The organism is Pseudomonas koreensis (assembly GCF_025447595.1).
Lineage (GTDB): Bacteria > Pseudomonadota > Gammaproteobacteria > Pseudomonadales > Pseudomonadaceae > Aquipseudomonas > Aquipseudomonas koreensis_H.
The window spans coordinates 587,363-608,376 of record NZ_JAOEJU010000001.1 but is presented as its reverse complement, the minus strand read 5'-3'; the positions used below and the strand labels follow the sequence as shown (position 1 = coordinate 608,376).

Annotated in this window: 12 protein-coding genes; 3 read left to right on the top strand and 9 right to left on the bottom strand. The window is 62.2% G+C overall.

Features of this window, described 5'->3' with window-relative positions; translation table 11 throughout:
- The first annotated feature begins 83 nt into the window (after positions 1–83).
- On the top strand, positions 84–1,238 hold the full coding sequence (locus tag N8H71_RS02600; protein ID WP_262192684.1) for a MalY/PatB family protein: 1,155 nt from the start codon (positions 84–86) through the stop codon (positions 1,236–1,238).
- A 131-nt stretch (positions 1,239–1,369) separates the two neighbouring features.
- The gene (locus N8H71_RS02595; protein WP_262192682.1) at positions 1,370–2,713 is read left to right on the top strand and encodes a cation:proton antiporter; all 1,344 of its coding nucleotides are present in this window, start codon (positions 1,370–1,372) and stop codon (positions 2,711–2,713) included.
- A 2-nt stretch (positions 2,714–2,715) separates the two neighbouring features.
- Here N8H71_RS02595 and N8H71_RS02590 read toward each other — a convergent pair whose 3' ends face one another.
- The 3 genes from N8H71_RS02590 to N8H71_RS02580 are packed head-to-tail and all read right to left on the bottom strand — an operon-like array spanning position 2,716 to position 8,612.
- Positions 2,716–4,635 carry a hybrid sensor histidine kinase/response regulator gene (locus N8H71_RS02590; RefSeq protein ID WP_262192680.1) on the bottom strand — a complete coding sequence of 640 codons (1,920 nt, stop codon included), beginning with the start codon at positions 4,633–4,635 and terminating at the stop codon, positions 2,716–2,718.
- A 42-nt stretch (positions 4,636–4,677) separates the two neighbouring features.
- Positions 4,678–6,963, bottom strand: a complete 2,286-nt coding sequence (locus N8H71_RS02585; protein WP_262192678.1) for an ATP-dependent DNA helicase — start codon at positions 6,961–6,963, stop codon at positions 4,678–4,680.
- The gene (locus tag N8H71_RS02580) at positions 6,960–8,612 is read right to left on the bottom strand and encodes a VRR-NUC domain-containing protein (protein WP_262192676.1); all 1,653 of its coding nucleotides are present in this window, start codon (positions 8,610–8,612) and stop codon (positions 6,960–6,962) included. The genes N8H71_RS02585 and N8H71_RS02580 overlap by 4 nt, the downstream gene beginning before the upstream one ends.
- 195 nt (positions 8,613–8,807) lie before the next feature.
- On the opposite strand from N8H71_RS02580, the gene N8H71_RS02575 reads away from it, so the two are divergent.
- A complete protein-coding gene (locus N8H71_RS02575) occupies positions 8,808–9,032 on the top strand; it encodes a YgdI/YgdR family lipoprotein (RefSeq protein ID WP_007951417.1) in 225 nt (74 codons plus the stop codon).
- 58 nt (positions 9,033–9,090) lie between these two features.
- On the opposite strand, the gene N8H71_RS02570 is transcribed toward N8H71_RS02575, so the two are convergent.
- The 6 genes from N8H71_RS02570 to N8H71_RS02545 all read right to left on the bottom strand — a co-directional run bounded on the left by N8H71_RS02570 (position 9,091) and on the right by N8H71_RS02545 (position 21,012).
- Positions 9,091–9,465, bottom strand: a complete 375-nt coding sequence (locus tag N8H71_RS02570; protein ID WP_262192674.1) for a hypothetical protein — start codon at positions 9,463–9,465, stop codon at positions 9,091–9,093.
- Between the two features lie 233 nt (positions 9,466–9,698).
- A complete protein-coding gene (locus tag N8H71_RS02565; RefSeq protein WP_262192672.1) occupies positions 9,699–11,552 on the bottom strand; it encodes a polyurethane esterase in 1,854 nt (617 codons plus the stop codon).
- Positions 11,553–11,761: 209 nt separating this feature from the next.
- Positions 11,762–13,450: a polyurethane esterase gene (locus tag N8H71_RS02560; protein WP_262192671.1), complete on the bottom strand. Its 1,689-nt coding sequence runs from the start codon at positions 13,448–13,450 to the stop codon at positions 11,762–11,764.
- A 57-nt stretch (positions 13,451–13,507) separates the two neighbouring features.
- The gene (locus tag N8H71_RS02555; protein ID WP_262192670.1) at positions 13,508–16,594 is read right to left on the bottom strand and encodes an autotransporter serine protease; all 3,087 of its coding nucleotides are present in this window, start codon (positions 16,592–16,594) and stop codon (positions 13,508–13,510) included.
- A gap of 41 nt (positions 16,595–16,635) precedes the next feature.
- Complete coding sequence (locus tag N8H71_RS02550) at positions 16,636–19,587, bottom strand: autotransporter serine protease (RefSeq protein ID WP_262192669.1); 2,952 nt, start codon at positions 19,585–19,587, stop codon at positions 16,636–16,638.
- A gap of 57 nt (positions 19,588–19,644) precedes the next feature.
- Positions 19,645–21,012, bottom strand: a complete 1,368-nt coding sequence (locus N8H71_RS02545) for a TolC family outer membrane protein (protein WP_262192668.1) — start codon at positions 21,010–21,012, stop codon at positions 19,645–19,647.
- Positions 21,013–21,014: the final 2 nt, after the last annotated feature.

Sequence of the window (21,014 nt, the reverse complement as noted above, 5' to 3'; positions counted from 1 at the left end):
GCTCCCACAGGTTTTGTGTGCTCCTTAAAGGGCATCGGTTTATCATCGCGGGCACGACCCATCTCCGCCTTCAGAGACCACGCATGACTTTCGATTTTGATCAGGTATTCGACCGCCACGACACCGGCAGCACCAAGTGGAGCCGCTACCCGGCCGACGTGCTGCCAATGTGGGTCGCTGACATGGATTTCGCCGCGCCGCCGGTGGTCATCGAGGCACTGCAACAACGCCTGCTGCACCCGCTGGTGGGCTACAGCGTGGCCCAGGACAATCTGCGCGAGGCCATCGTCGCCGACCTCTGGAACAAGTTCGCCTGGCGGGTCAAACCGCAAGAGCTGATCTTCCTGCCGGGCGTGGAATCGGGTTTCAACATGGCGCTCAAAGCGCTGGTGCAACCGCAGCAGAACGTCGTGGTGCAGACCCCGAACTATCCGCCTCTGCGCCATGCGCCAGGCCATTGGGGCTTGAACAAGGTTGAGCTGGAATTCAACGCACAGGCCGACGGCACCTACGCCACCCCGCTGGACGCACTGCGTGAATCCCTGACCGGTGGTGGCGCCCTGCTCCTGAGCAACCCGCACAACCCGATCGGCAAGGTCTTCGGCCGTGAAGAACTGCAAGCGGTGGCGGACATCTGCGTGGCGCAGGACGCCTGGATCATCTCCGACGAGATCCACGCCGAGCTGTGCTACGACGGCCGCGTGCACATTCCGACCGCCTCCCTGAGCCCGGAAATCGCCCGCCGCACCATCACCCTGATGTCGGCGAGCAAGGCCTACAACATCGCCGGCCTCAAGACTTCGTTCATGATCATTCAGGACGCTGCCCTGCGCGAGCGCGTCAACCATGCCCGTTGCGGCATGGTTGACAGCGTGAACCCGCTGGGCATGGAAGCCACCCGCGTGGCTTACAGCGAGGCCGGTCCATGGCTTGAAGCGCTGAAGCAATATCTGCAAGCCAACCGTGACTGGCTGGTGGACGCGGTGCGCAGCCGCTTGCCCGGCGTGACCATCAATGTGCCGCAAGGCACGTACCTGGCCTGGCTCGACTGCTCGGCGCTGGATCTGGACGACCCGCAGAAATTCTTCCTGGACCACGCCCGCGTCGGCCTCAGCCCGGGTCTGGACTTCGGCGATCAGAGCCAACAGTTTGTACGCCTGAACTTCGGTTGCCCGCGTTCGCTGTTGGAAGAAGGCATTGCGCGGATGGAGCGCAGTCTGGCCGAACGCAAGGCCTGACCCCGCCGTGATCTGAATGCAGGGGCTGTTCCAGAGAGCGCCTGCAGGAAAAAGTGAACCGGCGCACCAGACACGTCTCAATACATTCAAGGCCCCAAACGGGTCGCGAGAGTGAGGACGGGCCGGCAACCATGACATTTATCATCTGGGTGGCAGTGCTCGGCGCCGTGCTGCTGACTCTCGCTCTCACGTCCTCGTACCTGCGCTGGATGCCGGTAACGACGTCGGCGGTCTGCCTGTTGCTGGGTATCGGCATCGGCCCGGTCGGGCTCGATCTGCTGGAATTGCCTCTGGATAAAGCCTCCAAGTGGATGGAACACCTGACCGAAGTCGCGGTGCTGTTTTCCCTGTTCGTCTGCGGTTTGAAACTGCGCTTGCCGATGCGCGACAAGCGCTGGCGGATCGCTTTCGGGCTGGCCGGCCCGGTGATGGTACTGACGATCATTGGCGTGTGCCTGTTCCTGCATTTTGGCTTGAATCTGAATTGGGGACCTTCGCTGCTGATCGGGGCGATTCTGGCGCCCACCGACCCGGTGCTCGCGGCACTGGTGCAAGTCAACGATGCGCGGGACGTCGACAGCGTGCGTTTCGGCCTGTCCGGCGAGGCCGGGCTCAATGACGGGATTGCCTTTCCTTTTGTGATCCTCGGCCTGTTGCTGCTGAACGGTGACGGCTTTGCCGCCGAGTGGCCCGACTGGGTGCTGCGCAGCCTGTTCTGGGCCGTGCCCGCCGGATTGCTCTGCGGTTACTGGATGGGCCGTGGCATCGGCCGCCTGACTCTGTCAATGCGCATCCGCAACGATGACAGCACCCTCAGCCCCAACGACTATCTGGCGCTGGCGTTGATCGCGCTGGCCTACGTGGTGGCCGAATCCATCGGTGGCTACGGGTTCCTGTCGGTTTTCGCCGCTGGCCTGGGTTTGCGGCAGGAGGAAGTGAAGTCCACCGGTGCCCATCAGCCACCCGCCGAGCATCTGGTGCAGCCGGTGGTCGGCCATCAGAACGTCGAGCCGCAGCACGCCGTGCATGGCAATACCGAACGGCTGGAAGACAGTCAGGTGGCTGCCGGCATCATGATGGGCGATATGCTCGCGTTCGGCAGTCTGGTCGAACGGGCGATGGAGGTGTTTCTGGTCACCTTGCTTGGCGTGGTGCTGGTCAGTCACTGGGACTGGCGGGCGCCGCTGGTCAGTGTGGTGCTGTTCTGCTGCATTCGCCCCGCCTGCGTGGCATTAATACCGTGGGGATCGCTGCTCTCGGGACGTCAACGAATACTGATCGGCTGGTTCGGCATTCGCGGCATCGGCAGCCTGTTCTACCTCTTCTACGCGTTGAACCATGGGCTGGCCGACAGCGTGGCCACGCTTTGCACGGACCTGACCTTGTCGGTAGTGGCGTTGAGTATCCTGCTGCACGGTGTCAGTACCCAGCCGATTCTTGCCCGCTATGAACGACGCAAGAAACCGCAAACCTGAATTCACTTCATCGCTTGGGCAATGATCTCCACCAGATGAGCCTGGGTGAACGGCTTCGACAATCGAGGCAGCCCCGCGGCAAATCCTTCGATACGTTCCGTATATCCGGTGGCGATGATGATCGGCAGATCCGGTTTGAGCAGGCGCACTGCCTGCGCCAACTGCGCGCCGCTCATCTGCGGCATGGCCATGTCGGTGATCATCAGGTCGACGACTTCCCCTTGATCGAACAGCGTCAGCGCCTGAGCGCCCGAAGTTGCGCTGATCACCCGGTGACCGAGGTCCTCCAGCAACAGGACGGTACTGGTGCGCACCAGATTGTCGTCATCCACCACCAGTACGCTGAGTCTCGGCACCTTCGCTGCGGTTTCGTTCGGGCTGAAGGATTTGGCGGCAGCACCCTCGACGGCGACCGGTAGCCAGAGTTCAGCCGTGGTGCCCTTGCCTTTGCCGCTTTTCAGAATGAATCGCCCACCCAGTTGCTCGACGAAACCATGCACCATCGACAAACCCAGGCCAGTACCTTTGCCCACGCCTTTGGTGGTGAAGAACGGATCGGTCGCCGACGCCAGCGTCGCATCATCCATGCCTTCGCCTGTATCGGTCACCCTGAGACGGACATAACGTCCGGCCGCCAGCCTTGCATCGCATTGTTCAAGTATGATCTCGGGTTCGGCACTGATGACGACACTGCCGCCATCCGGCATGGCATCACGTGCGTTGGTTGCCAGATTGAGCACTGCGAGCTCCAACTGGTTGCTGTCGGCCAGCACCGCCTCCAGCCCCTCGGGAAACTGCGTTTCGATGCGAATACCGGGCCCCAGTGAGCTGCGCAAAAGTCCGGTGATGCCTTGCACCAGTTTCGGGATGTCAACCGCTTCGGTCTTGAGTTCCTGACGCCGGGCGAAGGCCAGCATGCGCTGGGTCAGTGACACGCCTCTGAGGGCGCCCTGGGTAGCGTTTTCCAGCAGTCGGCTGACTTTCGGGTCGTCACCGATACGTTTTCGCACGATTTCCAGATTGCCGAGGATCACCGTCAGCAAGTTGTTGAAGTCGTGGGCGATCCCGCCGCTGAGTTGACCGATAGCCTGCATCTTCTGCGCCTGGAACAGCGCTTCACGGGTTTTCTCCAGTGCCTGTTGCGCCTCGGTCGCTTCGGTGACGTCCCGGGTGATCTTGGCGAAACCGAGCAAGGTGCCGGTGTCGCCGCGGATGGCGTCGACCACCACATGCGCCAGGAACCGCGTACCGTCCTTGCGCAGGCGCCAGCTCCTGTTTTCGAAGCGCCCTTCGCGCACAGCCGTTTCCAGTGACCGTTGCGGTTCGCCAGCTTCACGGTCTTCCGGGGTATAAAACATCGAGAAGTGCCGGCCGATTACTTCTTCCGGTGCATAACCCTTGATTCTCTGGGCGCCGGGGTTCCAGTTGGTCACCCGGCCTTCCGGGCTGAGCATGTAGATCGCATAGTCCGTGACGCCCTGCACCAGCAGGCGAAATTGTTGTTCGCTCTGCTTGAGGGTTTCTTCGGCCATCTTGCGATCGGTCAGGTCGCGGGTGATCTTGGCGAACCCGAGCAATTGCCCGTCGGGGCTGTGGATCGGGTCGATCACCACGTGACACCAGAAATGCGTGCCGTCCTTGCGCACCCGCCAGCCTTCACCTTCGAAGCGGCCCTCGCGGATTGCCGTATCCAGGGCGCGGCGTGGCATCCCGGCTGCACGGTCTTCGTCGGTGTAAAACCGGGAAAAGTGTTCGCCGATAATTTCCGCTTCTTCGTAACCTTTGAAGCGTTTGGCGCCGGAGTTCCAGCTGATGATGATGCCCTCGGGATCGATCATGTAGATCGCGTAATCGACCACCGCATCGACCAACAATCGAAAGCGCATGTCTTCTGTTGCAGCGGACTTCTTGTTCTCGCTCATCAGGCTTGGCTCAAAACAGGTTTTCAATGACTGGAGTATGCGTCAAACCGGCGGTTTGGAAAGCTGATCTGTGAGATCGGGTTGCCACCAGCGCGGCAACAATTGCCTGATACGGCTTTCGGCAAAGCGATCATCGATCAGCATCACCACGCCGCGATCCTGCTGCGTGCGGATCACTCGCCCGGCAGCCTGCACCACTTTCTGCACGCCGGGGAACAGGTAGGTGTAGTCGTAACCGGCACCGAAGATCGCGGCCATGCGCCGCTTCATCTGTTCATTGACCGGGTTGAGCTGGGCCAGCCCGAGGGTGGCGATAAACGCGCCGATCAGCCGTGCGCCCGGCAGGTCGATGCCTTCACCGAACGCGCCGCCGAGCACGGCAAAGCCGACGCCCTGGCTGTGGGCGGTAAATTGATCGAGAAAGTCCTGCCGCGCGCCTTCGGTCATGCCCCGGGATTGCTGCCAACGGGTGATGTGCGGGTGCCGCTCGGCCAGCAACTGCGCGACCTGTTGCAGGTAATCGAAACTGCTGAAGAACGCCAGATAATTGCCCGGCCGCTCGCTGAACTGGCGGGCGATCAGCTCGACAATCGGTTCCAGTGATGCCTGACGGTGCGTGAAACGGGTGGAAATCCGGCTGACGATCTGCACCTGCAATTGCTCGGCGCTGAACGGCGACTCGACATCGATCCACACTGTGTCAGCCGGCGTGCCAAGCAAATCCGCGTAATAGTGGCGCGGGCTGAGAGTTGCAGAAAACAGCACGCTGCTGCGCGCCGCCTTCAGACGCGGGCCGATGAACGCCGCCGGCACCACGTTGCGCAGGCACAGTTGCGATAGCGGGCGTTTGCGTTCGAGGTCACGTTTGCTGATGTCGAACAGGTAATGCGCGTCGAACAGTTCCGCCACCCGGCCGAATTGCAGCATCTCGAAGTAGAAATTCTGCAACGCGCTGTCGAGCCCTTGCGGGTGATCGTTGAGGTAGTCGCCGATGCTCGCCGTGCAGGAAGAGAGCGCCTGCAACAGTTTTTCCGGCGCCTTGTCGTAGGCCTGATACGGCGCCAACTGGTCATTGTGCAGGGCGTTCCATTCGCGGTTGACCCGCTGCAACGACTTCTTCAAGGCCTCGGGCGCGGTTTTGCGCACGCTGACTAGTGTCGCCTGATCGAGGGTGGCGCTGTACATCTGCCGACCGCGTTCGACCAGGTTATGCGACTCGTCCACCAACGCCACAACGTTCCATTGATTGAACTGGGCCAGACCGAACAGCAGCGCGCTGAAATCGAAGTAATAGTTGTAGTCCGCCACCACCACATCGGCCCAGCGGGCCATTTCCTGGCTCAGGTAATACGGACATACCCCGTGCTGCGCCGCGACGTCACGCAGTGCGGCTTGATCCAGCAGACGCAATCGGCTGGCAGCCTCACGGGCGGCGGGCAAGCGGTCGTAAAAACCTTGGGCCAGCGGGCAGGATTCGCCGTGGCAAGCCTTGTCCGGGTGTTCGCAGGCCTTGTCCCGGGCGACCATTTCCAATACCCGTAGCGGCAAGGTTTCGCTGTGATCGAACAGCACTTGCGCCGCATCCAGCGCCAGTTTGCGTCCGGGTGTCTTGGCGGTGAGGAAGTAGACCTTGTCCAGTTGCTGTGGCGCCAACGCCTTGAGCATCGGAAACAGTGTGCCGAGGGTCTTGCCGATCCCGGTCGGGGCCTGGGCCATCAGGCAGCGGCCGGTGCTGACGGCCTTGAACACCGATTCGGCGAGGTGACGCTGGCCGGGGCGAAAGGCAGCATGGGGAAAACCCAGCTGCTGCGCCGCCCGGTTGCGCGCTTCGCGGTGAGCCATTTCCTGTTCGGCCCACGCGAGGAACAAACCGCACTGTTGTTCGAAGAACTGCCGCAGCGCATCGGCGCTGAACGCTTCGACCAGACAGGTTTCCTTTTCCGTGACGATGTCGAAGTACACCAGCGCCAGATTGATCTGCTCAAGCTGCAATCGACAGCACATCAACCAGCCGTAGATTTTCGCCTGGGCCCAATGCAGTGATCGGTGATTGGCCGGTTGCTTGCTCAGGTCGCCACGGTAGGTTTTGACTTCTTCCAGGCAGTTCTGCGTCGGGTCGTAGCCGTCGGCCCTGCCCTTGACCTTCAATGGCCCGAATGCGCCCTCCAGCGCCACTTCGCTCTGGTACGCATCGTTGCGTCGGGATGCCACGGTGCGATGCCCGGCAATCCCCTCCAGCGCGGTCGGTGACGGGGTGAAGCGCAAGTCGAGGTCACCGGTTTTCGCGGTGAACTCGCACAGCGCCCGCACCGCGATGCTGTAGCTCAAGTGCCCTGCTCCGCCCATTGCACGTAACACACGGCGACCGGCATGCGGTGCGTGTGGCAGAACTCCAGCCAGCGCAATTGATTGTCCTGCAAGCGATCGCCGGGGCCTTTGACTTCGATCATCCGGTAGGTCTTGTGCTGCGGCCAGAACTGGATCAGGTCGGGCATGCCGGCGCGATTGGCCTTGATGTCCAGCAGCAGACGGCTGAACCAGTGCTTGAGGTGTTCGGCCGGCAGACAGGCCAGCGCCTGATCCAACAGCTCTTCATTGAGCGCGCCCCAGAACACGAACGGCGACTGCACGCCCCATTTGGCGGCGAACCGCGCGCGGATAGTGTCGGCATAACGACCATCGTCGAGTTCCGCCAGACAGGCCTGAAACAGTTCGGCGCGACGGGGCTGGAAGTCCTCGTTGAGCAGATCCACTGGTCCGCGCTGGAACGGGTGAAAGAATGCGCCCGGCAACGGCGCGAAGATCGCCGGCCAGCACAGCAGGCCGAACAATGAATTGATCAGGCTGTTTTCCACGTAATGCACCGGGCCCGTTTCTTCGTGCAGGTGCGCCTGAACGTGATATTCCACCGACAACGCCGGATCGAGACGCGGCAGGTGCAGATCCAGACGCTCCACCATCCCCGGCGCGGTGCGCTTGATCGGTGGCCCGCCGAGCTTGCGCCGCAAGCGCGGCAACATCCGTTGCAGGCCCTGCTGTTCGGTGGCAGTTTCCGGCGCCTGCTCGGCAATGACCGCCAGCTCCAGAGCCAACGCATATTCGGTGCTGCGCTCCAGCACACGGATCATCCGCAATCGCGCGCCGGGATAGGCGCAGTCGCGATAGATCTTCAGGGCCAGGGCGAATTCGCCGATGCGCTCGCAGTATTGGCCGATCTGGAACAACAGCTTGCCGCGCCGGCGTTGCAGCCACGGGTTATCGAACTGCAGCGCCGCGACCTGTTCGACAATTGGCTCCAGCGGCTCGCCGGCTTCGAAATACAGCTGGCAATCGTGCAGAAACAGGCAGGCATCGACGTCGGCGCGGCTGCGCAAGCCCCGGGAATCGGCGCTGAATTCGACTTTTTCGTAGGTGAATATGCCGAGGTCCGCGAGCACGAACTCCGACCAGTCCTGATAGAGGTTGCCGAAGAACATCAGGCGAAAACGGTCGCACAGGTCCTTCAGCGTCAGGCTGAACAGCCGATCCACCAGCGTTGGGCACCATTGCTGAAAACTGCGGGGCTCGGGGAATTGTTCGTGCAACAGCGGCAGCCAGTCGACTTTCCTGCCTTTGGGCTGGTCGATGGCCGGGCCGAAGGCTTGCAGGATCTCAGCCTTGAGCAACACCTCGAACAGATCCGTCATCGACAACGGCGCCTGTTCATCGAGCCAGCCATGCTCCAGCAGCGGTTGCGCCGCCTCGGCGATGTGGCCGATTTCCGGATAATTCAGCTTGCCGGCACGAAAATGCACGCCCTTGCGCATCACCATCCGCACCAGCAACCCCTGGGATCCGCGCGGCAGTGCCTTGAAGTCGCGGATGAAGGCGTGCTCCGCTTCGCTCATCACGTCGGCGTAGCGAAGCTCAAGCCAATCAAGCACCTGGCGAAAGTTGTTGAGGTAATAGAACGGATCGTCGAGGGGATTGGCAGTCACGGTGATTTCGGGGCCATGGCAAGCGAGTACTGGTTATGCGTACAGATACCAGCCTGCCCCGGCGGGCGCAAACGGAAAAAGATCAGTGGCACCGTCAATGCGGATTTTTTCAGGTGGCCATCGAACTTTTCCGGGCGTAATGGCACCAACCGCGATAGAGGCCGACAATGGTCGAAATGAACAGGAATGCTGCTTATGAAAATCAAGACTCTCGGGATCCCGTTGGCTGTTGCGGCCCTGCTGACCCTGGCCGGTTGCTCGACCCCGACGGTGGTCACCCTGCAGAACGGCACCCAGTACCTGACCGAAGACATGCCCGATACCAAAAACGAGGACGGCTTCTACGAGTTCAAGGATATTTCCGGCGCCAAGATCCGTGTACGTGCCGATGAAGTGGCCACGGTGCGTAAAGAAGACTGACGGTTACCCGATCAAAAAAGGCTGCGTTCCTGTTGGAGCGCAGCCTTTTTTGCTTTTGTCAGCGGGGTAATGCCATGCCCGGGAGTGAGCCGTCGCAACTGAAGGGACGCTCGCCCCGGCGAACCAGCTCTTCCTGCAATCGCTGGCACCGCTGGCGTTCCTGCTGCGCCATGCGGTCGATGCTCAGATTGCCGGTCATTTCCGGCTCATTGTTTTCGCCGATACGAACAGTCACGAACGGTTGTTCGGGCTGGATATGAAAGCGGCTTTTCTCTTCAACGGGTTTGACGTCATCACTTTCGGCCGGCTTTGGCAGTTCATCGGTGGTGACGCCATAACGGCTCAGAATCGAGCTGTGAGGCAGATCGGCCCAGGCTTTGGCCGACAGCAGCGCCAGTCCCGCGATACCGATAAACCTCTTGAAACCTTTCACGTGTGAATCTCCTGTACTCGTTGGCGACCCTTACATGACGAACGTTGCCGTCATGGCTTTAGGCCGCATTTCCTGTTGGTGCAGGGATTGGAGTCAGGGAGTGGCTGGTGAGTCACGTTCGATACTGCGTTATCGTTCAATCGCGAGCAGGCTCGCTCCCACAAAAGACCAGTACCAGGTCAAATGTGGGAGTGAGCCTGCTCGCGATGGTGCCCTTGAAGGCGCCCCAAGCATCAGGCGATCACGATCCCGTCGGCACTCAGGCTGTTCAACGAAACCCCGACCAGCGTTACCGAATCAGCGCCGAATTTCAGCACCGTATCCTGTCCCACCGCCGTGGCATGGGCGCGGAAGTCGTCGTTGGGCAATACGCCCTGCACGCCGAGGAACACCAGTTTGTCGTTCGCGGTGTAACCCACCACGCGATCCTGGCCGAATGCGCCGCTGAACAGGAAGGTATCCGCCCCGCCGCCCGACTCCATCAGATCATTGCCGGCACCGCCGACGAACACGTCGTTGCCAGCCCCACCGATCAGATGATCGTTGCCGTCCAGTCCGAACAACCAGTCACCGCTGGCCTTGGCCTTGAGGGTGTCGGCGCCGCCGGTGCCCTTCACGCTCGATTCGTATTGAGTGACGTTGTTGCCGACCTTCAGGCCGGTCGCGGTGACGCTGTGGGTCACGTCGTCCTTGAAAAGGCCCCAGAGAAAGCCCGGCTCCTTGGTGACGATGCTGCCGATGTCGCGGGTGATGCTGATCCCGCCGTTGGCATCGCGGATGTACAGGTTGCCGGCGCCGTCGTTGGCGAAGTCGAAGGTATTGACCGACTTCTGCAACTCCAGGGTGTTGTTGCCCGAGCCACCAAGCAGGATGTTGTAACCCCCGCCGTCGCGGAACGTGTCGTTGCCGGCGCGGCCCTCCAGATAATCGTTGCCGTTGCCGCCCTGGATCAGGTCATTGGCGTCACTGCCGATGATGAAGGTGCTGCCCTTATGGGTTTCAGCGTTGCGGTTCAGGTCCTGCACCCAGGTGTTGGCCCGCGCCGGATCCGACAGGTTGGCGACGATGATCGTCGAGTCCTTGCTGGTCAGGTCGTAGAACTTCGACTCGATCACCCGGTTCATGCCGTCGCCGTAGGCGGTCGGCAGGTGCGAGATCCAGGTCGGAATGTTGACGATCGAGAACGGCAGCACGTTCCACGCCGCCGAGGCGTAGTGGTCGTTGAAACTGACGATGTTGTCGGTCGCCGATTCCTTGGGCGCGTCGTGTACGCCGAGCGAGGCGCCGGTGAAGGTCGAGCCGTCGAGGGCGCGGAACACCGGATCGTTTTCGTAGCCGACGTTGAGCACCTTGTCGGTGCTGCTCTGGGTCGGCGAGGCGTAGGCGATGTAGTTGGAATCCTGGAAGAACCCGCCCCATTTGCTGGTGCTCAGGTCCGCCATGCTGTTGACCGCCAGCCCGCCGAGGCTGTGGCCGCTGAACAGCACGTCCTTGCCGGTGAGGCCGTTGGCCTTGGCGAACGCCACCACATCGTTCATCAGGTTGCCGAATGCCTCGCCGACGTAGTTCTTGGCGTAATCCTTGGGCCCGAACGCGGCGAGCAAGTCGTTGATCACATCACCGATGGAGTCGCCGATCAGGATTTCCCGCGGGCCGCTGGTGCCGCGAAAGGCGATACCGATTTCCGTGAGATGTCCCTGAGCGTCGTACTTGCCGAGGATTTCCACTTGGGCGCTGGTGTAGCCGGCCTTTTCACCGAAGAAGGTGCCGCGGGCATCGGTCTTGCCCTCGTAACCCAGTTGCGAGGCGGTGATCGGGGTCCAGCCAGCTTTTTTCACCGCGTCGAGTGCGGCTTTTTCCGAATCGGGGTTCCACGGAATGCCGGGGATCACCCCCTGGGAATCCGTACCGCCGATCAGCGCGGTCACCAGCGTGGCCGGCAAGCCGAGGCCGAAGCCGTTGTGCTGATAACCGACGGCAAAGCCGTTATCGAGGTTGTGGTAGGAATACAGCGTAATGGCCATGGCGTCGCTGAACAGCGCCTTGGAATCCGCCGTACCGAAATTCTTGTAGTCATACACACCCATTGCTGTTGCCTCTCTCTTTGTTGGAATTGTTCAGAGATAGCTCACAACCAGAACGCCCCTCCCGAGGCGCCCCGGAGCATTTACTACACAGTCACAATGTGGGAGCGACGGTGCGACGATTCGACTTGCTCGCGATAGCGGTCTTTCAGTTACCGGTCGGGCGACTGACACGCCCTCTTTCGCGAGCAAGCTCGCTCCCACAAGGTCTGTCAGGCGAAGACGAAACTCGAATCCGACAGGTTAGCCACACCCACCCCGACCAGCGTCACGGCAAAATCGCCAATCTTCAGCACGGTATCGCTTCCGGACTGCGACGCGTGTTGCTTGTAGTCGTAACCCTGCCCCGCGCCTTCGACGCCCATGAACACCAGTTTGTCGCTGCCCTGGTAGCCATTGATCGCGTCAAAACCAAAGGCGCCGCTGAACAGGAAGGTGTTGTTGCCGCCCACCGCGCTCATCACGTCGTTGCCGGCGCCACCGACGAAGGTCACGTGCGCCTTGTCGCTTTGCAGGTGATCGTTGCCGCCCAGGCCGAACAGCCAGTCACCGTCGGCGGTGGCTTTGAGGGTGTCGCCCATGGCGCCGCCGCTGAGCGAATGGTTGTACTGGGTCAGTTCGGCACCGTTGGCCAGGCCTTTGGCGGTAACGGACCAGGTGATTTCCTTGCTGCCCCACCACGAACCCGACTCCTTGCTCACCAGCGCGCCGATGTCGCGGGTTATGCTGATGCCGCCGTAGGCGTCACGCACGTACAGCGTGCCGTCGCCGTCATTGGCGAAACTGAAGTTCTGCAGCGGTTTTTGCAGCTCGAAGGTGTTGTGGCCCTGGCCACCGAGCAGGATGTTGTAGCCGCCGTCGTCACGGAAACGGTCATCGCCGCCCAGGCCTTCGAGGAAGTCGTTGCCCGCCCCGCCCTTGAGCCAGTCACCACTGTCGGTGCCGATGATGAACGTGCTGCCGGTGTGCGGTTCGCCGCTGCGGCCCAGATCCTCGACCCAGGTCTTGCCCCGCGACGCTTCCTCAAGGTTGGAGACGATGATCGTCGAGTCCTTGTGCGTCAGGCCGTAGAACTTCGACGCGATCACCCGATTCAGGCCGTCGGCATACCCCAGCGAGCTGTGGGCCGACCAGTTCAGCGGATTGGCGATGCTGAACGGCACCAGGTTCTGCGCAGTGGATGCGTAGTTGTCGTTGAAGTTGACGATGTTGTCGGTGGTCGAGTCGTGCGGCTTGTCGTGCTTGCCCATCGACGCGGTACTGAACGTGGTGCCGTCGAGCACGCGGAACACCGGGTCGTTCTCGTAACCGATGTTCAGCACGTTGGTGCCGGTGCTGCTCTGGGTCGGCGAGGCGAACGAAATGTAGTTGGCGTCTTTGAAGAACCCGCCCCAGTTGCTCGCGCTCAACTCCGCCACGCTGTTGACCCCGAGACCGCCGAGGCTGTGGCCGCTGACCAGCACGTCCTTGGCCGCGATGCCGTGGGCGACCGCGAAAGCCGCCACCGATTTGAGCAGGTTGTCGAAAGCGTTTTTCGCGTACTGGGTGGCGTAATCCGTCGGGCCGATGGCGGCCAGCAGATTATTTTTCATGTCGCCGAAGGTGTCGCTGTAACCCAGCCCGCCGGTGCCCCGGAAGGCCACGCCGATGCCGATCAGCTTGCCTGCGGCGTCGTACTTGCCGAGCACTTCGGCTTCGGCGCTGGTGAAACCGTCCTTCTCGCCGAAGAACGTGCCCTGGGCCCCGACCTTGCCCTGATAGCCCAGCGCCGTGGCGCCGATCGGCTTCCAGCCGGTGCCGGGCAAGGCCTGCCCGGTCGGCGTGTAGGCATACAGCGTCAGGGCGATGGCATCGCTGTACAGCGCTTTGCCGTCGGCATTTTTGTAATCGAACAATCCCATGTTGTGCTCTCTCTTCCTTTCAAAAACGGCAGTTCTCGAAAGAACTGCCGCTACCCCTTAGAACTGCCAGTCCAGCGTCAGGCCCACACCGTGGTCCTTTTCGTTGGAGCCGATCAGCCCGTTGTAGTCCAGGTTGACCCGGACATCGCGATTCAGCGCCAGCCCGGCGCGTACGCCGACCACCGCTGCATCTCGATCCATCGACACACTTTGCACCGTGAACGCACTGTTGCCATTGGCGAAGGCCAAGTGACTGTCGGCATCCACGCTACTCAGGTTGTGCTGCCAGCCCAGGCTTGCGCCCAGTTCCAGCTGGTGCTTCTCCGACAGGGCAAACGTGCGCTTGGCCCGCACACCGAGGGTCGACGACACCACGTCGCGGTTGTCTTCGCCGCCCTTCAGTGCGGCGGCATCACCCTTCTCGGTGAAGCTGTCGCTGTTGAGGTGCACGTAGGCCAGGTTGGCGAACGGCTCCAGGTTCATCGGTTGCAGGCCCAGGTCGTAGGCCGCTTCGGTGAACAGTTGCGCGGTGGTCGCATCGCGCTTGGTCTTCTGTTTGCCGCTGACGCCACCGAACTGCAAGTCGCGTTTGACGTCAATGCGATGCCAGCTGTAGGCCGCACCGGCGGTCAGACGCAGCGCATCGATCTGATGTCCCAGGTATGCACCCAAGTGATAGCTATCGACCGACGCGGACGAATGTGTACCCTCGCCCATGCTCAACGAACTGTCGCTATAACCGGTAACGAAACCCAGACGGGTATCTTCAGCGATCAAGCCGTCGACACCGGCCAGCAGACCACCGATGGAGCTGGTGGAATCGGCGTATTTGGACCCTCCATCGCTCTTGCCCCATGAACCCAGTACTTTGAGCCAGGCGTTGCTGCGGTCATCGGTCGGCGCGCCGGCATCGAACAGATCGCGTTCGCGCAGACGTTCGCCCACGGCATCGCGCAGGTAGCGGCTGTCGTTGATCAGCAGTGTGCCGATGGCCGGGTGAATCTCGCCGGACAGTTGCTGGAACGCGTCCTGCGCAGCGGCCGCCGACGGCGACAGCAACAGGGTTTCGAACAACGCATTGCCGGCGCCGAGGCGTTCGGCGGCAGCACCGACTGCGCGCTGGTTCGGCGTCAGGCCGACGCTGGCGAACGAAGCGCCATTACGGCCGACGTCCAGTTGCACACCGCTCGCCGAGTACGCCAGGGTGCCACCGAGGAACGCGTAGTCGGGCAACACTTGGCCGAACTGCCCTTCAATGCCGCCCGCTGCCTGCAAGATGTTGAACTGGGTGCCGAGCAGGCTCTTCACTTCGCCGGTGGTCAACAGCGTCGGGCTGTTTTCCAGGGACATGGTTACGGTTGCACCTTCGATCACCGCTTTGCCGCCGGCGACGATCCGGTCGCTGCTGGTCGGCGACACTTCTACCGCATAGGTCGAACCTGGCGCGAAGGTCACGTCACCCGCCACGTTCAAGGTGCCGATGGAATTGCCCGGCGCCACAGTACCGCCGCTGTTGGCGGTCAGCGCAGCGATCCGGCCGTTACCGCCGAGGATGCCGCCGTCATTGACCGTGACCGCCGATTGCAGTGAGCCGTTGATTGCCAGTCGCCCCTGATTCACCAAGGTCGGGCCGCTGTAGGTGTTGTTGCCGGTCAGCACCAGAGTGCCGATGCCTTGTTTGGTCAGACCACCATGGCCGGAAATATCGTTGCGCCAGGTGTCGAGCCCGCAGGTGATGTCGTTGCACACACGCTCCGTGGGCTTGCCCGCATCGATGATCGCGCCGATGCCCGGCAGATCGGCCACGAACTGGCCGGAACCGTAGGCGCCCTGGATGCGGAATTCTTCGGGGATGTCCTGCTCGGTGACGAACATCGCCGGGCCGTCGATGCCCTTGCGCAGGTTGATCATGCCCCAGCCGTACAGGGCGTCGATGCCCGGTGCGCCGAGGTCGGTGGCCGTGGTGCGCAATACGCTGGCGACCTGATCGCCGGACATGTACGGGAAGCGCTCCATCAGCACCGCCATGGAACCGGCCACATGCGGCGCGGCCATCGAGGTGCCGTTGTAGTTCTTGTAGCCGGTGGTCAGGTTGTCGGCGTTGGTGCCTTCAATGATCGAGCTGAAGATTTTCGTACCCGGTGCCGAGACGCAAAAACTTGCGGTGTATCCGCAGCGCGAAGAGAACGTACTCATGATGTACGGATTGGCATTGGCCAGATCCGGGTTCTTTTGCAGGGCGGCGACGGTGATCCAGTTCGGTGCGATGTCCGGGACGAAGTAACCGAGGCCGGCGATGGCGTCCGGGTTGTTCAGGTTGTAGTCGTTGCCCGCCGCGAAAATCGTCACGATCCCGCTGCGCGCGGCGGCGATTGCACCGTCGTAGGCGCCGCCGGGTTTGGTGCCGAGCAGTGTGCGGATCTCGTTGAACTGCAGTTGCGCGTCATTGACGGTGAAGTGCGGGTACGCCGGATTACGGCCGCCGAGGTCGAAACGGTCGGTGATGCCGATGCCCCAACTGTTGTTGATGATCCGCGCGCCGCTGGCGATCAGCGCATCCCAGCCGGCCTTGTACACCGCGCCGTCGTTGCCGCGCACGATGCCGTCTTCCGGGCCCGGGTCGCCGTTGTCGGCGCTGATGATCTGCGCGCCGAACGCCACACCGTGCATCGGTCCACCGTCACGGCTGCCGGCGGCGATACCGCCGACGTGGGTGCCGTGGGCGCCGAGCTTGCCGTCGGAACCGACCGAGGGCGAACCGTCATAGCGAAACGCGTCCCCGGCTTTGACCGGGATGTACGGGTCGGTGTATTCGCGGATCCCCGAGGTCACCAAAGTGATGACCTTGTTGTTGCCGGAAAACTCCGGGTGCGCGGCGTAGACCGGCTGGTCGAAGATCCCCAGTTTCACGCCTTTACCGGTGTAACCGGCGGCGTAGGCATGATCGGCACCGATGGCGCCCAGGCCCCAGTCGGCCTGGAATTCGGCGCTGCGCCAACTGCCCGGATCCCCTGCCCGACCGCTTTCGACGTAGGGCGCGGCGTGTGCGCTGCCCCAGGTGGCCAGTGCGCAAAGCAACGCGAGGTTTAGAGTTTTCAGGCGAAAGCATCCACCCGATTGCGCGGGGGTGTTGTTGTTTTTCATCCAGCGACCTTCCTTAGTGATGTTGCACAAAATCCGTGTGTTTAGAACTGCCAGTTCAGGCTCAGGCCCACGCCATGCTGTTTCTCGCGGCTGGCCAGTTGTCCGGTGTAATCGAGGTTCACCCGCACGTCGCGGGTCAGTGCCAGGCTGGCCTGCACGCCGACCAGCGCGGCGTCGCGCACCAGTGGCGAGCTTTCGACCGTGTACGGCGCGCTGCCGCTGGCAAAACGCAAATGCTGTTCGGAGTCAATGTCGGTCAGGCTGTGCTGCCAGCCCAGATGCCCGCTCACATCGAGCTTCTGCGCGGACGACAGATCGAAGGTCTTGATCGCTCGCACGCCGAGGGTGCCGAGCACCGCGTCACGCTGATCGTTACCACTTTTAAGCGCAGCGGCGTCGCCCTTTTCGGTGAATCCGTCGGTGTCGAGGTGTACGTAAGCCAGGTTGGCGAACGGCTCCAGGGCCAGCGGTTGCAGGTTCAGCCGATAGGCCGCCTCGCCGAATACCTGAGTGGTGGCGGCATCGACCTTGGCTTTTTGCTTGGCGCTGACGTTGCCGTACTGCAAGTCGCGTTTCACATCGGCGCGATGCCAGCTGTAGGCCGCGCCGGTGCTCAGGCGCCAGGCGCCGAAGTCATGACCGGCGTAGGCGCCGAGGTGATAGCTGTCGACCTTGGCCGAGGAATGCGTGCCCGAGCCCATGCTCAGCGAGCTGTCGCTGTAACCGGTGACCAGACCGATGCGGGTCTGCTCGTCCAGCGCTCCGTCGACACCGGCCAGCAGGCCGTCAATCGACGTGCTGTATCCAGCGGTGTCGTGGCGCGAGTCGGTTGTACCCCAGGCGCCGAGGGCTTTGATCCAGCCATTGCTTTGCGTGGCATTCGAGTCATGCAGGCGTTCGCCGATGGCGTCGCGTAGTTGCCGGCTGTCGTTGATCAGCACGGAGCCGAGGGCCGGGTAAATTTCACCGCTCAACTGTTGAAAGGCTTGTTGCGCATCACTGGCGGTGGCCGACAACAGCAGGCTTTCGTAAACCGAATTGCCCGCGCCCAGACCTTCGACGGCAGTGGCCACGGAGCGCTGATTCGGGGTCTGGCCGATGCTGGCGAACGATGTCGCGTTGCGCTCGACATTCAAGCCGATGCCGTTACCGCTGTAGGCCAGGCTGCCACCGATGAACAGGTAGTCCGGCAGCACCGCACCAAATCGCCCCTGAATGCCACCCGCCGCTTGCAGAATGTTGTATTGCTGGCCGAGCAGGCTTCTGGCTTCGGTGGTGCTGAGCAGCGTCGGACTGTTTTCCAGCGACAGGCTGACAGTGGCGCCGTTGATGGACGCCGTGCCGCCGGCGACGATGCGGTCGCTGCTGGTGGGAGACAATTCCACGGCGTAGGTCGAACCCGGCGCGAAGGTTACGTCACCGGCGACGTTCAACGTGCCGATGGAATTGCCCGGCGCCACGCGACCGCCGCTGTTGGCGGTCAGTGCGCCGATCCGCCCGGAGCCGCCGAGGGCACCGCCGTCGTTGACGGTCACGGCCGAGGTCAGCGAACCGTTCACCGTCAGCAGACCGCCATTGACCGTTGTTGGCCCGCGATAGCTGTTATTACCGGTCAGAACCAGTCGCCCGTCGCCGGACTTGATCAGACTGCCCTGATACACCCGACCGGCCGCTGCTGCATCGCGAGCCATGCCCACGGCGTAATCGGTCTGATCCTGTTGGCTGGCGCCGACCGGCACGCCGTTCTGCCAGCCTTTGCTTTGCAGGGTTTGCTGCCAGGCGCTGTGTTCGGCGAGATCCTCGCTCTGGCGCTGGATCAGGGCTTTGTCGCTGATGTCGTTGCTCCAGACATCGTTCTGCCCGGCCGCCAGATTAGCGTCGAACGCCCCGAGCAATTGCCCCGGCCCGCGCATCGCCCGGTACAGGTTGGCCACGCCCCAGCCGACTCGCTCGGTCGGCGCGTCGGTCACCGAACCGTCGAGTTGAGTGGCGGTGGTCAGCAGCACTTCGAGAGCCTGCTGATTGTTCATGTACGGATAGCGTTCCATCACCAGTGCCAGTGCGCCGGTGGCGTGCGGCGCGGCCATCGAGGTGCCGGACTTGATCGCATATCCGCCGTCGGGAATGGTGCTGTCGATCTTCGCCCCCGGCGTGGTGATGCACCAGTATTTGGCGAGGCCGCACTGGTTGTACTTCTGCTGATTGCTTTGATCCAGTCCGGAAACCGCCAGCCAATGGCCTTCCAGATCAGGCTGGAAGTACGGCAGCGCCGAGCGCACGCTGGCATTCGGGTAGCCGCTGTTGCCGGCGCTGAACACGTTGATCACGCCACGACGGGAAACGTCCGCCGCCGCATCCAGCCAGGTGCCCTTGTTCCAGTGCTGGGCGTAAGCGGCGTGCAGATCCGCCAGGGTTCGATAGCTGACATCCGGCGGCTGGCTGCCCCAGCTGTTGTTGATCGCCCGCACACCGGCATCGGCCAGGGCGTCGTACACCGCTTTGAAGTAGCGCGGGTCGGGGTTGGGGCCGAACAGGAAACTGTCGTTCTTGTTGGTGTTACCGACGTAGATCTGCGCGTTGTACGCCACGCCATGCATGCCGCTGCCATCGCGGGACGCGCCCATGGTGCCGACCACGTGGGTGCCATGGGAGTCGTTGTTCGGGTTGAGGGTGCCGTTGACGTTGAACAGCGAGCCGTCGAGGTAGCTGCCGCTGGCCAGTACCGAGTGATAACGGTCACGGGCGAACTCGGGATGGGCGGCGTCGAAGCCGGAATCCAGTGCGCCGATCTTCACGCCCTGGCCGGTGATGCCGGCGGCATAGGCCTGATCGGCCTGCATCCGGCCCAGTCCCCAGTCACGCAGGAATTCGGCGCTGTGCCAACTGGCCGGATCGCCGGGCTGTCCGGATTCGAGGTATCGGGCCTGGGCCTGGGCTGCAGAAATCACAAGCAGCAGGGTGCCGACCGAAATCGGCTTGATGCGTACGTCCATGTTCACCACTCGTTTTTGTTGTTTTGAGTTGAAGCTGTTTGCGTTGAAACTACGGTGTTATTGCGTCCGTGGGCCTTGTCCGAAGGCTTCATCCACCCGCGCCAGATCCTGCTCGCTCAAGGTGCCCGCGTAGTAATGCAACTTGGTCCAGGCCATGAGGTAGTCATAGCGTGCCTGGGCCAGATCGCGGCGGGTGGTAAATAGTTGTTGCTCGGCGTTCAGTGCGTCGAGATTGGTTCGCTCGCCTCCGAGAATGCTTTGCTTGGTCGACACCACCAGCGCTTCGGCCGAGGCCAGCGCCTTTTGATAGGCGCGCAATTTGCTGACCCCGGACAGGCATGCGCTGAACTGGCGGCGCAGTTCGATCAGCGTCTCGCGGGTCTTGCCGTCCAGCTCGTATTCAGCCTGCTCCATGGTACGACTGGCCTGACGGGTCGAGGCCGACACGCCGCCGCCGGCATACAACGGCACGCTGACTTCGAAACCGATGGTGTTGGTTTCGTAACGCTGGTTGTAGGTGTTGCCGCTTTCCGACTCGTTCTGGCGCATCGTGGCGTAAGCGCTGACTTTCGGCAGGTGCCCGGCGCGGTTGCGCTCGACTTCGTACCGCGCCACTTCCACAGCCTGACGCTGGGATGCGAGGTTCGGGTTGTTGCTGACCGCCAGTTCGTGCCAGGTGTCGTAATTGGCCGGCATCAAGGCGAATGTCTGGAAGTTCTGATCCAGCGGCGCCAGATCACTGATGTCCATCGCCGGCACGCCTACCAATGCGCCCAGCTCCCGGAGAGCGGCGTCCTGCTCGTCGCGGGCTTCGATTTCCTCGGCGGTCGCCAGTTCATAACGCGACTCGGCTTCGAGGATGTCGGTGCGAGTGCCCTCGCCTTGGCGGAACATGTGCTCGTTCTGCTGGAACTGCTGCTCGTACGCCTTCTTCTTGGCCTGCGCGATGTCGATCTGATCCTGGGCAAACAAGGCCTTGGTGTAGTTATCCAGTACGCGAACCAGCAGTTCCTGGCTCTTGCCGCGAAAGTTCTCGTCGGCAAACAGTGACTGGGCCACACCCTTGCGATACGCCGCGTAGGCTTCGTAGTCGAGCAACGGTTGTTGCAGGGTCAGGCTCGAACCGTAGCTGCTGTAGTTACGGTCATCGGTGCGGTTGCGCGCGCGTTCGTCGAGGGACGTGGCTTTCGACGAGTTGCGGCCCTTGTTGTAGTTGTAACCCAGTTTTGGCAGCAACCCGGCGCGGCCGATGGCACGGTTTTCAAGGCCTGCATCGCGCTCCTTGATCGCGCCAAGGAACACCGGGTCATTGCGCAACGCCTGCTCGTAGATCTCGAACGGCCCCATGGCCGCCATTGCACTGTTGCCCGCGAGCAGCGCGAACGCTGCCGCCAGCATGGAAAGCTTATTCATACAGCCGAACATCC

Excerpts from the sequence above, each read along its gene's own strand:
- N8H71_RS02565 (WP_262192672.1), bottom strand. The coding sequence starts at position 11,552 with ATGGGTGTGTATGACTACAAGAATTTCGGTACGGCGGATTCCAAGGCG.
- N8H71_RS02595 (WP_262192682.1), top strand. The coding sequence starts at position 1,370 with ATGACATTTATCATCTGGGTGGCAGTGCTCGGCGCCGTGCTGCTGACT.
- N8H71_RS02590 (WP_262192680.1), bottom strand. The coding sequence starts at position 4,635 with ATGAGCGAGAACAAGAAGTCCGCTGCAACAGAAGACATGCGCTTTCGA.
- N8H71_RS02555 (WP_262192670.1), bottom strand. The coding sequence starts at position 16,594 with ATGAAAAACAACAACACCCCCGCGCAATCGGGTGGATGCTTTCGCCTG.
- N8H71_RS02560 (WP_262192671.1), bottom strand. The coding sequence starts at position 13,450 with ATGGGATTGTTCGATTACAAAAATGCCGACGGCAAAGCGCTGTACAGC.
- N8H71_RS02600 (WP_262192684.1), top strand. The coding sequence starts at position 84 with ATGACTTTCGATTTTGATCAGGTATTCGACCGCCACGACACCGGCAGC.
- N8H71_RS02575 (WP_007951417.1), top strand. The coding sequence starts at position 8,808 with ATGAAAATCAAGACTCTCGGGATCCCGTTGGCTGTTGCGGCCCTGCTG.
- N8H71_RS02545 (WP_262192668.1), bottom strand. The coding sequence starts at position 21,012 with ATGTTCGGCTGTATGAATAAGCTTTCCATGCTGGCGGCAGCGTTCGCG.
- N8H71_RS02550 (WP_262192669.1), bottom strand. The coding sequence starts at position 19,587 with ATGGACGTACGCATCAAGCCGATTTCGGTCGGCACCCTGCTGCTTGTG.